The 13,224-nt window shown below is 34.3% G+C and carries 16 protein-coding genes; 3 read left to right on the top strand and 13 right to left on the bottom strand.

The window, feature by feature from the left end:
• Positions 1–22 precede the first annotated feature (22 nt).
• The 11 genes from EL158_RS03300 to aroQ are packed head-to-tail and all read right to left on the bottom strand — an operon-like array spanning position 23 to position 8,614.
• Positions 23–1,195, bottom strand: a complete 1,173-nt coding sequence (locus EL158_RS03300; protein WP_027304285.1) for a pyridoxal phosphate-dependent aminotransferase — start codon at positions 1,193–1,195, stop codon at positions 23–25.
• A gap of 59 nt (positions 1,196–1,254) precedes the next feature.
• Entirely contained in the window at positions 1,255–1,881 is a 627-nt protein-coding gene (locus tag EL158_RS03295; protein ID WP_034955996.1) for a DUF2972 domain-containing protein, read from the bottom strand.
• Positions 1,814–2,482, bottom strand: a complete 669-nt coding sequence (locus EL158_RS03290; protein WP_027304287.1) for a hypothetical protein — start codon at positions 2,480–2,482, stop codon at positions 1,814–1,816. Before EL158_RS03290 ends, EL158_RS03295 begins: the two co-directional genes overlap by 68 nt.
• Positions 2,482–3,327, bottom strand: a complete 846-nt coding sequence (fliY, locus tag EL158_RS03285) for a flagellar motor switch protein FliY (RefSeq protein ID WP_027304288.1) — start codon at positions 3,325–3,327, stop codon at positions 2,482–2,484. Before fliY ends, EL158_RS03290 begins: the two co-directional genes overlap by 1 nt.
• Positions 3,324–4,406: a flagellar motor switch protein FliM gene (gene fliM, locus EL158_RS03280; RefSeq protein ID WP_004274736.1), complete on the bottom strand. Its 1,083-nt coding sequence runs from the start codon at positions 4,404–4,406 to the stop codon at positions 3,324–3,326. Before fliM ends, fliY begins: the two co-directional genes overlap by 4 nt.
• A complete protein-coding gene (locus tag EL158_RS03275) occupies positions 4,406–5,101 on the bottom strand; it encodes an RNA polymerase sigma factor FliA (RefSeq protein WP_027304289.1) in 696 nt (231 codons plus the stop codon). Before EL158_RS03275 ends, fliM begins: the two co-directional genes overlap by 1 nt.
• A complete protein-coding gene (locus EL158_RS03270) occupies positions 5,079–5,438 on the bottom strand; it encodes a hypothetical protein (protein ID WP_027304290.1) in 360 nt (119 codons plus the stop codon). Before EL158_RS03270 ends, EL158_RS03275 begins: the two co-directional genes overlap by 23 nt.
• A gap of 9 nt (positions 5,439–5,447) precedes the next feature.
• The gene (flhG, locus tag EL158_RS03265) at positions 5,448–6,314 is read right to left on the bottom strand and encodes a flagella biosynthesis ATPase FlhG (protein WP_027304291.1); all 867 of its coding nucleotides are present in this window, start codon (positions 6,312–6,314) and stop codon (positions 5,448–5,450) included.
• Complete coding sequence (gene flhF / locus EL158_RS03260) at positions 6,307–7,668, bottom strand: flagellar biosynthesis GTPase FlhF (protein ID WP_027304292.1); 1,362 nt, start codon at positions 7,666–7,668, stop codon at positions 6,307–6,309. Before flhF ends, flhG begins: the two co-directional genes overlap by 8 nt.
• Positions 7,669–7,671: 3 nt before the next feature.
• Positions 7,672–8,151: a 2-amino-4-hydroxy-6-hydroxymethyldihydropteridine diphosphokinase gene (gene folK / locus EL158_RS03255; RefSeq protein WP_027304293.1), complete on the bottom strand. Its 480-nt coding sequence runs from the start codon at positions 8,149–8,151 to the stop codon at positions 7,672–7,674.
• On the bottom strand, positions 8,144–8,614 hold the full coding sequence (gene aroQ / locus EL158_RS03250; protein ID WP_004274742.1) for a type II 3-dehydroquinate dehydratase: 471 nt from the start codon (positions 8,612–8,614) through the stop codon (positions 8,144–8,146). Before aroQ ends, folK begins: the two co-directional genes overlap by 8 nt.
• A gap of 92 nt (positions 8,615–8,706) precedes the next feature.
• On the opposite strand from aroQ, the gene mqnF reads away from it, so the two are divergent.
• The 3 genes from mqnF to EL158_RS03235 all read left to right on the top strand — a co-directional run bounded on the left by mqnF (position 8,707) and on the right by EL158_RS03235 (position 11,930).
• Entirely contained in the window at positions 8,707–9,927 is a 1,221-nt protein-coding gene (gene mqnF, locus EL158_RS03245; RefSeq protein ID WP_027304294.1) for an aminofutalosine deaminase family hydrolase, read from the top strand.
• Positions 9,915–10,796: a signal peptide peptidase SppA gene (gene sppA / locus EL158_RS03240; RefSeq protein WP_027304295.1), complete on the top strand. Its 882-nt coding sequence runs from the start codon at positions 9,915–9,917 to the stop codon at positions 10,794–10,796. The genes mqnF and sppA overlap by 13 nt, the downstream gene beginning before the upstream one ends.
• 63 nt (positions 10,797–10,859) lie before the next feature.
• A complete protein-coding gene (locus tag EL158_RS03235) occupies positions 10,860–11,930 on the top strand; it encodes a Cj0069 family protein (protein WP_027304296.1) in 1,071 nt (356 codons plus the stop codon).
• 23 nt (positions 11,931–11,953) lie between these two features.
• Here EL158_RS03235 and EL158_RS03230 read toward each other — a convergent pair whose 3' ends face one another.
• Complete coding sequence (locus EL158_RS03230) at positions 11,954–12,583, bottom strand: DUF2972 domain-containing protein (RefSeq protein WP_126361492.1); 630 nt, start codon at positions 12,581–12,583, stop codon at positions 11,954–11,956.
• Positions 12,516–13,154, bottom strand: coding sequence for a hypothetical protein (locus tag EL158_RS03225; RefSeq protein ID WP_126361489.1), 639 nt, complete (start codon positions 13,152–13,154; stop codon positions 12,516–12,518). Before EL158_RS03225 ends, EL158_RS03230 begins: the two co-directional genes overlap by 68 nt.
• Positions 13,155–13,224: the final 70 nt, after the last annotated feature.

The raw sequence follows: 13,224 nt of genomic DNA, 5'->3' as shown, positions 1-13,224 counted from the left end.
ATTTTGCTAATAACTTGCAAAATTAAGCTTTATAATTTTTTACAAATTCGCCAAACCTCTCAAGCCCTTTAATAATATTTTCCTCACTTGTTGCGTAAGAAAGTCTTAAATAGCCATCCATTCCAAAGCCTATACCAGGCACTACGGCGACTTTTTTTTCTTCTAGTAATTTTTGACAAAATTTCATAGAATCCTTTTCAAGTTTAGAAATATTAATGAAAAGATAAAAAGCTCCACTTGGTTTATAAACGCTGACATTTTCCATTTTGCTTAACATTTCAAGGGCGACATTTCTGCGTCTTTCAAAAGCTTTTCTCATCATTTCTATATCCTCATCACACTCGCCAAGCAAGGCTGGGATGGCAGCATACTGCGAAATGGAGCAAATGTTTGAAGTGCTTTGTCCTTGCAGTTTTTTAACAGCTGGAACAAGACCTTTAATTTTACTTGCCATATAGCCAAAACGCCATCCCGGCATAGCCCCGCACTTACTTAAGCCATTAATAGTAACAGTGCGTTTCATCGCATCTTCACTCACACTGGCAAAAGCGTGGAATTTCACTCCATCATAAAGAAGCTTTTCATACATTTCATCGCTTAAAACGACAACTCTAGTTCCCTCCAAAACCTTAGCTAAAGCACTAAGCTCCTCTTTTGTATAAACGCAACCCACAGGATTTGAGGGAGTGTTTAAAATAAAAACTTTAGTTTTTTCACTCAAAGCATTTTTAAGCTCATCAGCTGTGATTTTAAAGCCATTTTCTTCCTTAGTATCTACAAAAACGCACTTTCCACCTGCAAATTTGACCATTTCAGGATAACTCACCCAATAAGGGCTAGGGATAATCACCTCATCACCTTCATCAACAAGACATTCTAGGCATTGAAAAAGCGAATGTTTAGCACCGACATTTGTGATAATTTCACTTGTTTCATAGGATAAATCATTGTCCCTTTTAAGCTTTGTGGCTACGGCATTTAAAACATCTTTAATTCCTGCAACTGGCGTATATTTAGAACAACCATTTTCTATCGCTTTAATTGCTGCATTTTTGATAGTTTGTGGAGTGTCAAAGTCAGGCTCACCCGCAGAAAAAGAAAGCACATCTTCGCCCTTAGCCTTAAGCTCATTTGCAAGGGCTGTAATCGCCAAAGTAATGGACTCTTCTAAAACTTGAGATTTTTTACTTAACATCATTAATCCTTGAAAAAATTTGCATTATTATAGCTTAATTTTCTATCTTAATGACTATTTTAACCAAACCCCTCGCAAATTTTCTCAAATTCCTCATAATATTTCCACGAAGCGATGATGTCAGGGTGTGTTTGTTTAATGTGGGTTAATTCACTATCTAATAAAGCCTTAAATTGCAAAGCTAAATTTGCATTGTTTTTAAAGAATTCTAACACATCATTTTCATTTAGGGCGTGTTCTTTTCTAAATTTTACCCTTTCATCTAGCACTTTGACAAATTCTTTAAAATAGCTTTTTAATCTTTCTTTTATTTCTTTATCTTCTTTGATAAGCTCATAATATTTTTGTTCTACATTAATGCTAAGGTGTTTATAGCATAGATCATTTTCATTTAAGAAGAGATTTTTAATATCTTTTAGTTGATTTAGAGGCTCTTGCGTGATGATGATTTTAATTTTATCTTTAAGATAAGAAAAGTCTTTATGGTTTATAAATAAAGTAAAAGGTAAAAACAAGGCGTAATCGTTCCAAACCTTGCGTTCAAATTTGGCTTTATCTTCTTCTTTAGGTGGATTAAAATGAAGAATTTTAGAAAGCTTTTGCATTGTGTTAAAGGCTTTATCTGCTTGTAAATCCTGCGTATCGATGTAGATGATTTGTCTGGTTACCCCCCCCCCCCCCCTCATTTGTTAGAAAGGGAGTAAGATTACTTTGATATTTAAAGTCTATAAATTTTTTATCAAAAATCTTTTCTAAATCTGTGATTTGAGGTGTTAAAGCACCACTATATACAATCTCAGGTAAGGATTTATCAATATCATCTTTAAGGCTAAATTCAAACTTGCTAGCCTTAGCTTTAGGGTAGCCGTGATTAATACTTGTTTTAAGTCTTGAAATGGGATCTCTAACGGTTATCACAACAGGCGCATCGTAAGAAAAAAATTTCGCATAGTCAAGCTCTCTTATATTATTATATAAACACACACCGACTATATTATCCCCCTTTGAATTTAGCAAAAAGCTCTTCGTTTCACCATAGTCCATATAATTATCTTCAGCTAATCTTACATAATTTAAACCGCACATTTTAAAAAAGTTTATAAGTGCATAATGCCCACTTACAGAGTAATTTAAAAGCACAAATTTATAATTTTGCGGGAGTTTGGGATAAAAATTAAGCAAAATTTTGCCAAATCTTTTTGTGATAGAGTGTATAAGTCTTCTTTTCCTGCGGAGTAAAATTTCTTTAAAGCCGTATTCTTCGATTTTATTGAAAAGCTTTATCATTATCTTAACTGCTCCAATCTTTCCTTTTTCGTGCCGATTTCTGTAATTTGAACGCCAAAATTGCCATCGACTATCACGACCTCACCATAAGCGATTCTTTTATCTCCGATAAGAATTTCTAAGGGATCGTTGGCAAGTTGATTTAGCTCGACCACAGAGCCTATATCCATAGTTAGCACATCTTTAAGAAGCATTTTTTTATTACCTATTCTTACTCGCACAGGCAAACGCACATCCATAATAAGATTGATATTTTTAAGCCCTTCTCCAAGCGTCATCATAGCTTCACCGCTGCCAACCGCTCTCTCTTTTTGTTGAGTCGTAGCCTCATCATCGCCACTTTTTGTGAGAGTTTTGTAAAGCTTATCATCCATCACTAAAGAAATTTGCTCTTCCAAATCTTCAATTTTAATATCATAATTATAAAGCTTCACAAAGTCCTTTAAATCGATGCTTTCTTCAATAAATTCGCAAGAGCTTAAACTAAATTCCATTTTAGGCAGTTCTTTTTGTGCGCCAAGGCTTGTGGTAAAAGCGGAGATGATATTTTGTATAGCTTCTTTAGCGGCGTCCATTTCATCAGCACCTAGCTTGTCGTTTTTGGTGATTTCCTCCTCACCCATCATCCACTCACCTATGGCACTCATCAAAACAGCCCCAGCCAAAATACCTACGCGACCACCTGAACTTACACCAAAATTCACATACACTAAAGGTGGCTTAAGCGTATCGCTAGCACTAACATCAAATTCTTTATATTCACTAAATTCAGCACTTTTTCCCGTCAAACCCTCGATAGTGCTAACGCATTCATTGGTAAAAAGTTTTAAAAATTCATTAATCATATTTCCTCATCCTCCAAATCCTCAGTTTCATCATAAACGCTAGCTTTAGCCTTTCTTTCCTCTTCGTATTTTTCCAAAATTTCTTTAATTTCATCTTTATCAGTGCGGATAAGCTCGATGATTTTAATAGACTTTCTAAAGCGGTGTAAGCCTATTTGTGCCAAAAAGACATCTTTTTTATCTATGCTTACCACAGCCTTATCATCAGCTTCTCTATCAAGTCTTAAAATATCGCCCTGCTTAAGCTCTAAAAATTCATTGACATTGATTAAAGTTTTTCCCAAAATCGCCTCATAAACGACTTCCGCACGACCGATGAGAGTTTTTAGCTCTTTGTTACGCGACTTTTTCGCAGAAGTTTCACCCATCATAATATCACGATTTGCCAAACGACTCAAAATACTTTCCAAATGCACAACAGGATAGCAAATATTGACCATACCGCTTGAATTTCCTATGATAATCTCCATAACAACCATAATGATAATTTCATTTTGAGAGACGATTTGCACGACATTAGGGCTACTTTCTTTCGCTTCGATGCTTGGATAAATTTCAGTTACAGTCGACCAGCTTTCCTTAAGTCTTTGCATAATAATACGCAAAATGCTATCAAGTAAATTTAATTCTATGTCCGTAAGCTCTCTACTTGCCTCATAGCTATCGCCCTGCCCTCCTAAAAGTCTGTCTATCATAGGAAAGGCTATACTTGGGTTAATCTCCAAAACACAATTTCCATCAAGAGGCTTTATGGAGAAAACATTGAAGCTTGTAGGGCTTGGCAAAGACATCAAAAACTCCCCATAAGTCATTTGATCGACAGAATGAAGCTTAGTTTCTACAATACTTCTCATCATTGATGAAATTTGAGAGGCTAAATTTCTAGCTAATTTATCGTGTATGCCCTTAATCGTTCTAAGCTGTTCTTTTGAAACTCTATTAGGTCGCTTAAAATCATAAACGACAATATTTCTTTCATCTTTTTCATCTTTAGAATTCGAAGGTGCTGGTGTGTCTGTATTATCATCAACGACCTCTAAAAGGGCGTCAATTTCTTCTTGGGAAAGTATTTCTGCCATTAGCTTAACCTTTCTCTCAATTTTTTAAGTAATTTTTTATGAATTTGAGAAATGCGACTCTCGCTCACATTTAAAATCTCACTAATTTCTTTTAAACTTAATTCTTCATAATAATAAAGCTGGATAATAAGCTGGTCTCGCTCCTTTAAAGTATCTAAAATTTCATTAATATGCTCTAAAAGTTCTCCTCTTTCTATCTTCTCCAAAGTCTCATCTTCGCTATACATTTCAATTTGCTCATCAAGAGGCAAAGTATAGCTTATCGCGTGAGCTGCTCTTACTTCCCTTACTCTATCCACATCAATTTCAAGTTTTTTAGCTAAATATTCATCATCTGGCTCATATTCATTTTCTAAAAAATATTCATCTAAAATCACATCAATATCTTTTAAAATTTTGCGATTATTACGGCTCATCACATCAAGTCGCCTTAAATAATCAAGCATTGAGCCATTGACCCTTTTCCTCGCAAAGCCCCAAAAATTGTCATTTTGATCCTTATCATAACGGCGTGAAAGCTTTATCATCTCTTCAATCCCCACACCAATAAGATCATTAACATCAATGCTTGATGGCAAACGCTCCTTTAAGCGAAATGCCATAGCCCTAAGTGCTGGCATATAGGAGATGACGAGCTCATCTTGCTCTTTTTTTATGACATCCGCATAAGATCTAGGCGACTGCTCTTTTAGCATTTTTGCGTCTTTCCTTCGCTTCGTTTTTCTTTAATTCTTCGCGTTCTTCATTTAATTTTTCTAAGATAATATCCATTTTTTTCTCACGAATAACCAAGTCGTTAATAATATTGTTGCTCGTTTTTTCATAGTCTTGCTTATTAAAAATTCGTCCGCTAATCTTTTTGAGATCGATAAAATTCATAATGGCAATATGCACAAAAACATAAAACATAAAAGTGATAAAACAAGTAGAAAACAAAATATCAAAAGCTTCATCAACGCTAATCACACTAAACGAAAGCCCTATAAAAAAGCCACAAACCGTAAAAAAAGCTACATAATTCTCAGGTCTCATAATCTCTCACTAAAATCTTTCTATAATTTTTCTAAAAAAGCTTGAAAAACTACGACTTGAAACATCATCAAGCACTTTTCGTTCCAATCTATACAAAAGCTTGGAAGCTAGAGACTTTAGCTCATCACTTGAGGCAGTATTTTCATCACTAAAAAGGGTGCGTTTTTTAATACTATTACTCACTTCTTTTGAAGCGCTTAAATGTCCTAAAAATTCTAAATTTAAAGGATTTTTAATGTTAGCATTTGCAACTTTTTTGATATTTTCAAAGACCTTTAAAGCCTCGTTTTCATTTTTAACCACATTAAAAACCATCAATAAATTTTCCTTAGTTTTAGAAGTGGTTTTAATGGTCGCATAAGCATCTGTAATCGCCGCTGGATCCGGCACAGTAACGACAATAACCTCATCAGCCATCTCTAAAAAATTTAAAATATTCCCGCCTATACCGGCACCCGTGTCGATGATGAGAAAATCAAGTTCATCTAAAATACTAGCCTGATTTAAAAATCTTTCATAAATATTTTTATCGCTATATTTTAGAATTTCATCACCACTTTCACCCGGTATAAGCCACAAATTTGGCTTCACTTCAATCAAAATGTCCTCTAAAGAGCACTCGCCCCTTAAAACATGCAAAAGATTTTTTTGAATACGCACATTTAAAATCACATCTAAATTTGCCAAACCTATATCCGCATCAAAAAGCCCTACCTTATAATTATTATTCGCTAAAACATTTGCCAAATTTGCACTTATCGTGCTTTTACCTACACCACCTTTGCCACTTGTAATAGCTATAAAATGAGTGTTTTGCTCTTTTTTGTCCTTATTTTGCTTCATCAAATTTTGCAATTTACCTGCTTGATTATTCATTATTTTTACCTTTAAAACCCTCTAAAATACAATGCACCAAAAAGTCGCTATTTGCCACTTCAATGTCATCAGGCACTTCCTGCCCTACAGAGAAAAAACTAAGCGGAGTATTAATCTCATAAATCAAAGAAAAAATATTACCAAAAACCTTAGTTTCATCAAATTTTGTAATGATTAAAGTGTCGATATTTAAAAAGGAAAAATTCTTATAAATTTCCATTAAATCTTCGTATTTTGTATTAGCCGAGATGACTAAATTCACATCAATTTCCGCATTAGAATGTATTAAAAATTCTTTTGTTTTGGCGAGTTTTGTTTGGTCATATTGCGAATTTCCTATGGTATCGACCAAAATCACTTCGCAACTGCTAAGACTCTTAATCGCCTCATCTAAGTCCTTAGGCTCTATACTATCGATGATAGGTAGCTTCATCATTTTAGCATATTGAAAAAGCTGCTCAACAGCACCTATTCTATAAGTATCTAGCGTGATAATACCAGTTTTATAACGCTTATCTCCATAAGCATAACGGAAGGCAAGTTTAGCTAAAGTCGTTGTTTTACCCACTCCTGTTGGACCCACTAGCATCATAATTTTTTGCTTTTTAATGTCCGTTTCTACGCGACAAGGCAGAATATTACGCAAAAGAGAGTGAAAATACCTCTGCACGGCTTCTTTATTCATCTTCATCGTTGCTGGCATATTTTCAATGGTCGCTTTCATAATGGCTTCTAAGTGCGTTTCAAGCATACCACTTTCCTTAGCCTGTTTATAAATACTCGCAAATTCAGGCGGTATAATGAGATTTTTCCTCGCCTCCGCTTTATCGTCCCACATCATATCTACAAGCAAATTCATCTTATCACTTAGGGTGTTAATCTGCTTTTCAAAAGCCTCGATTTTCTTATTATATTGCAAATTTGGAGCTTGATATTCTGGTAAGCTAGTGCCTGTAACCTTAGAAATTTCAGAGCTAACAGCCGAAAGTTTTTCTTTAAAATCATCTAAGCTAGGTTTAGGTTTGGTATAATTTTCATATTCTTTTTGCACATTTAAAGAAGCTTTAGAAAATTCAAGTTCCACAGCTTCATCATCTTCTTCTTTTACTGCTGGTTTAGGAGTTTGTGGCTGGGTTTTTTTAGGTGGCATAGGCTTACCCATAGCCTTTAAATGCTCCTTATAATCTGCTTCCTCAATAGCGACCATAACCTCATAAAGCCCTTTGCGATTAATAGTCTTGGGACGAATTTGTTTATTTGTGATAATTAAAGCCTTATCTCCATAATCTTCTTTAACTTTTGGAATAATTTCTTCCGTATCTTCAACGGTAAAGGTGTAAATAAGCTGTCCCACTTGCTATCCTTCCATTAAGCCCAAGGGCAAAATTACGCTAATTCTTTCTTTAGCCCCACTATGAGGCACTTCGCACCGAAAATCTTTTTTTGTCTTTTGTGAAAAATACAAAAGATCCAAATCAAGCGTTCTGGGAGCGTTTTTAAAAGTTCTCTTCCTCTTAAACTTGACTTCATAATAAAGCAAAACTTTTAAAAAAGCTCTCGCGTGTAAATTTGTCTGTGCCAAAAGCACGGCATTTGTGAAATCCTTTTGTCTCTCATAGCCAAAAGCCTTATTTATAAGTAGGGGGGAGGTTTGAAGAACTTTAAGCCTTTTATCGTCCATTAAAAGTCTAAACAAAGCTCTAAAACGCCTTTTTTCATCTTCTATATTTGACCCCAAACCTACCAAAGCAAAATATTTAAAATTCCTTAAATTTCGACTTGCAAAAGGGAAAAAACGAAAATTTTGAACCGCTCTTGCACCTTGAATTTTAAGCATTATTTTGCTGCATAGCCTTCAAATTTTTCACTTGCTCACAAATTTGCATAATACCCATTAAAGCAAGATGATAACCAAAAGGACCAAAGCCCACGATAGACCCCGCACAAACTGGTGCTATTAAGCTTTTTTGTCTAAATTCTTCTCTACGATAAATATTAGAAATATGCACCTCAATAGTCGGTAAAGCTACGGCAGAAATGGCATCACGAATCGCAACAGAAGTATGTGTATAAGCCGCTGCGTTAATGATAATCCCATCAACAGTGCCTAAACATTCTTGAATTTTATCGACAATTTCGCCCTCGAAATTGCTTTGAAAAAAGTCAAGTTCCACGCCATTTTGACTTGCTGCATTTTGCATTTGCTCGTGGATTTCTTCCATTTTCATCGCACCATAAATGCCGACCTCTCTAAAGCCTAACATATTGATATTGGGACCTTGTATGACCATTATTTTCATTGTTTAACCCTTAAAAATTTTTTTAATATAGTTTTATATTATAACATTTTAAAATAAATTTTTGCTACAATGTGTCTTTTGAAAGGAAAAAAGTGTATATTATTTCAGCTTCAAAAATCTTTTTATGTGATGCGAATTTTACAATTTTGGAAAATTTTGCCTTTGCTTTTGATGAAGTGATTTTGGAAATCGACAAAATAGAAATTTTAAAACGAAAATATCCTAATGCCAAACTAATTAAAACCAAGCCAAATTCCCTCATACTCCCCGCTTTCATCAACCCACACACGCATTTAGAATTTAGTGCAAATGCCTATACTCTACACTTTGGAGACTTTTTCATCTGGCTTAAAAGCGTGATTAATTCTAGGCAAATTTTGAGCGAAGAGGCAAAAGAGGAGCTTATAGCCAACACTTTAACTCAAATGCAAAAAACAGGCACAGCAACCATAGGCGAAATTTCAAGCTTTGGGAGCGATTTAAAACCTTGTGCTAAACACTCTATGCGTGTGATTTTTTTCAATGAGCTTTTAGGCACAAATGAATCGCAAAATGCGGAAAAAAAACAAGAATTTTTAAAGCGTTTTCAAAAATCTTTAGAATTTAAAAATGAGCGTTTTATCCCGGCTATTTCTATCCACTCACCCTATTCTACAAATTTAGAACTTGCTAAATTTGGAATTTCTTTAGCTAAAAAACATCAAATGCTCTTAAGCACACATTTTTTAGAAAGCAAGGCTGAAAATTTATGGCTTAGAAAAGCTTCTGGCAAATTTAAACAATGGCTAGGAAATTTCACACCAAATCCCAAGCCACTTTATACAATTGATGAATTTATCACTCTTTTTAAAGATTTAAGAACGCTTTTTACACATTGTGTTTATTTAAAAGAATTTGAACTTTTAAACCCAAATTTACACTCCATTACACATTGTGCTTTTTCAAATCGTCTCTTAAGTCAAAAAAGTCTAGGGCTTAAAAATGTTCTTAAAAGTGGCTTAAATATCCACTTAGGCACGGACGGCTTAAGTTCAAATATTAGCCTTTCTATGCTTGATGAAATGCGTGCAAATTTACTGATACATAAAGATTTTGAACTTAATGAACTTGCTAAAAAACTCTTACTTATGGCGACATTTTATCCAGCTAAGGCTTTAAATCTTAATCTGGGCACTTTAAGCGTAGGGAAAATAGCCGATTTTAGCGTCTTTGAAATCGAAAAATGTGATAACTCTCAGCTTCCTTTGCAATTTATCCTCAATGCTAAAGAAGTGCAAAAATTATTTATCAAAGGACAACAATGCAAATTTTAACATTATTTTTTCGTGGCATAGCTAAGATTATTTCTTACATCAATACCTATTTTAAAACTTTTTTATTTTTACTTTTACTCGTTTGGCTTTTTAGCCCTAGCTCTAGCGTTTCTGTGGCAAATTTAGAACGCATTGATTTAAAAGGCGAGATTTTGGACACGGGAGCAGTTTTAGAAAAAATTATTAACGCTAAAAATGATCCAAATATCAAAGGTGTGCTTTTCTTCATCGATAGTCCCGGCGGGGCTTTTGCTCCAAGTATGGAACTAGCACTTGCCATTAAGGATTTAAAGGAAAAAAAGCCTATCGTCGCTTATGCGGCTGGAACTATGGCTAGTGGAAGTTACTTAGCTGGAGTCGCAGCGGATAAAATTTATGCAAACCCTGCTGCGTTTATAGGATCTATAGGCGTCATTGCACAAGGTATGAATATTAGCGAATTGGCTCAAAAAATAGGCATTAAAGAACAAACCATAAAAGCAGGGACTTTTAAAGAAGCTGGAACTTTTACAAGAGAGTGGAGTGAGGAAGAAAGGACATATTTACAAAGGCTCATTAATAATAGCTATATGCTTTTTGTAGAATTTGTAGCAAAAGAAAGAGGACTAAAGGTCGATGAGAAGGAAAAATGGGCAGATGCTAGGGTGTTTTTAGCAAATGAAGCCAAAAATTTAGGTCTAATAGACTCCCTTAGCAATTACGAACAAGCCAAAAAAGAACTTGAAATTCTAAGTAAGGTCGCAAATCCTGTATGGAAGGAAGCGGATAAAATCGATCAATTTTTAGAAAAACTTAATCAACAAAGTGTGCAATTTTTCAGCACTCTTTCTAAAAATCTTTTGCAAAATAGCAAAATGCAAATTTTTTAAGGGATTTAATATTAAGCAAATTTTTTATGTCATAATAGTAAATATTTTTTAAAGGAGAGAATAATGAAAAAAAATATCGTTTTTTTCGAAGCTAGAGGCGGAAGTGATAAGGGTCCTGATGGGTATAGAAAAGATACTATGCCTATGGTAAATGCTCTAAAAGCTAAGGGCTGGAATGCTGAAGTTATATTTTTTACCGATGACATTTTACGCGATGAAAATGAGCGTAATAAAATTTATGAGCAGGTCAAAAACACAGCCGATGGTTATGTTTCTCGCGTGAATCCGGGAAATTTAAAAGAAGAAAAACTTTATTTTGAAGTGCTTCGCAAGCTTTGTGCGGATGGGCTTGTAGGTATGCCTCACCCTGATGCTATGATAGGTTATGGAGCTAAAGATGCACTAACTAAACTAGCCGATACACCTTTGGTTCCTGATGATACTTATGCTTATTATGATATTAAGACCTTTAAAGAAACCTTCCCAAAAAGCTTGGCTAAAGGCGAAAGAGTGCTAAAGCAAAATCGTGGCTCGACAGGCGAGGGAATTTGGCGTGTGAGACTTGAAGACGGCGTGGCTTACAATACTTGTGATTCCTTACCACTTGATACGACTATCATTTGTACAGAAGCAAAGGATAATCACAGCGAAACGCGTAAGCTTGGCGAATTTATGGACTTTTGTGAGCAATATATCATAGGCGATAATGGTATGCTTGTAGATATGACTTTTTTACCACGCATTAAAGAAGGTGAGATAAGAATTTTAATGCTTTATAAAACTCCTGTTTATGTCGTGCATAAAAAACCGGCTGAAGGTGGAGATGCCTTTTCCGCGACACTTTTTAGTGGGGCAAAATACCGCTACGATGAGCCAAAAGACTGGAAAAATTTAATCGATTGGTTCTTAGGACAACTTCCATCTATAAAAAATAAACTTGGCAATTATGACTTACCTCTCATTTGGACAGCGGATTTTATCCTCGATACAGATGAAAAAGGTGCGGATCGCTATATTTTAGGTGAAATTAACTGCTCTTGCGTTGGCTTTACTTCTCCAGTGGAATTTATGGAGAAAATCGCTCTAATGGTCGGCGATAACATTGTCGATATCGTTAGCGAGAAAAAAGCTTAATTAAAAGGAGGTGTGAAGCCTCCTTAATTTTTTAACCCCTCACAAATTTTCTCAAATTCTTGGTAATATTTCCACGAAGCGATGATGTCAGGGTGTGTTTGTTTAATGTGGGTTAATTCACTATCTAATAAAGCTTTAAATTGCAAAGCTAAATTTGCATTGTTTTTAAAGAATTCTAACATATCATTTTCATTTAGAGCATTATCTTTTCTAAATCTTACTTTTTCATCTAGCACTTTGACAAATTCTTTAAAATAGCTTTTTAATCTTTCTTTTATTTCTTTATCTTCTTTGATAAGCTCATAATGTTTTTGTTCTACATTAATGCTAAGGTGTTTATAGCATAGATCATTTTCATTTAAGAAGAGATTTTTAATATCTTTTAGTTGATTTAGAGGCTCTTCTGTGATGATGATTTTAATTTTATCTTTAAGATAAGAAAAATCTTTATGGTTTATAAATAAAGTGAAAGGTAAAAACAAGGCATAATTGTTCCAAACCTTGCGTTCAAATTTAGCCCTATCTTCTTCTTTAGGTGGATTAAAATGAAGAATTTTAGAAAGTCTTTGCATTGTGTTAAAGGCTTTATCTGCTTGTAAATCCTGCGTATCGATGTAGATGATTTGTCGGATTACCCCCCCCCCCCCCCTCATTTGTTAGAAAGGGAGTAAGATTACTTTGATATTTAAAGTCTATGAATTTTTTATCAAAAATCTTTTCTAAATCTGTGATTTGAGGTGTTAAAGCACCGCTATATACAATCTCAGGTAAGGATTTATCAATATCATCTTTAAGATTAAATTCAAACTTGCTAGCCTTAGCTTTAGGGTAGCCGTGATTAATACTTGTTTTAAGTCTTGAAATGGGATCGCGAAGTAAGATTACAAGAGGAAAATTACAAGATAAAATTTTTGTAAATTTAAGTCTTTTTTTAAGATTACGATATAAGCTTATGCTAAGAAAATTTTGCCTCTTTGAATTTTTAAGCATTTTTCTTGCCTCGTCATAATACATATAATTATCTTGCAATAAATTAATATGTTTTAAACCGCATAATTCTAAAAAACTTGAAAAAGCAAAATGCCCACTTACAGAGTAATTTAAAAGCACAAATTCATAATTTTGTGGGAGTTTGGGGTAGAATTTGAGTAAATAATCCCCAAAACGCTTAGTTATAGAATTTGTTATTCTCTTTTTTTCGCCTATAAAGCTCTTTGAAGCCAAATGTTTTTAATTGATTAAAAAATCTTCTCAAATTTGCCTCCTTAAAGGTGTCATTTTAACCACTCTTTTT

The organism is Campylobacter upsaliensis, from assembly GCF_900637395.1.
GTDB classification, from domain to species: domain Bacteria; phylum Campylobacterota; class Campylobacteria; order Campylobacterales; family Campylobacteraceae; genus Campylobacter_D; species Campylobacter_D upsaliensis.
The sequence above is the reverse complement of the archived record's forward strand: the minus strand, read 5'-3'. Positions and strand labels throughout refer to the sequence as shown.

Coding starts and splice junctions, on each gene's coding strand:
- EL158_RS03300 (WP_027304285.1), bottom strand. CDS start 1,195: ATGTTAAGTAAAAAATCTCAAGTTTTAGAAGAGTCCATTACTTTGGCG.
- EL158_RS03295 (WP_034955996.1), bottom strand. CDS start 1,881: ATGAGGGGGGGGGGGGGGGTAACCAGACAAATCATCTACATCGATACG.
- EL158_RS03290 (WP_027304287.1), bottom strand. CDS start 2,482: ATGATAAAGCTTTTCAATAAAATCGAAGAATACGGCTTTAAAGAAATT.
- fliY (WP_027304288.1), bottom strand. CDS start 3,327: ATGATTAATGAATTTTTAAAACTTTTTACCAATGAATGCGTTAGCACT.
- fliM (WP_004274736.1), bottom strand. CDS start 4,406: ATGGCAGAAATACTTTCCCAAGAAGAAATTGACGCCCTTTTAGAGGTC.
- EL158_RS03275 (WP_027304289.1), bottom strand. CDS start 5,101: ATGCTAAAAGAGCAGTCGCCTAGATCTTATGCGGATGTCATAAAAAAA.
- EL158_RS03270 (WP_027304290.1), bottom strand. CDS start 5,438: ATGAGACCTGAGAATTATGTAGCTTTTTTTACGGTTTGTGGCTTTTTT.
- flhG (WP_027304291.1), bottom strand. CDS start 6,314: ATGAATAATCAAGCAGGTAAATTGCAAAATTTGATGAAGCAAAATAAG.
- folK (WP_027304293.1), bottom strand. CDS start 8,151: ATGCTTAAAATTCAAGGTGCAAGAGCGGTTCAAAATTTTCGTTTTTTC.
- aroQ (WP_004274742.1), bottom strand. CDS start 8,614: ATGAAAATAATGGTCATACAAGGTCCCAATATCAATATGTTAGGCTTT.
- sppA (WP_027304295.1), top strand. CDS start 9,915: ATGCAAATTTTAACATTATTTTTTCGTGGCATAGCTAAGATTATTTCT.
- EL158_RS03235 (WP_027304296.1), top strand. CDS start 10,860: ATGAAAAAAAATATCGTTTTTTTCGAAGCTAGAGGCGGAAGTGATAAG.
- EL158_RS03230 (WP_126361492.1), bottom strand. CDS start 12,583: ATGAGGGGGGGGGGGGGGGTAATCCGACAAATCATCTACATCGATACG.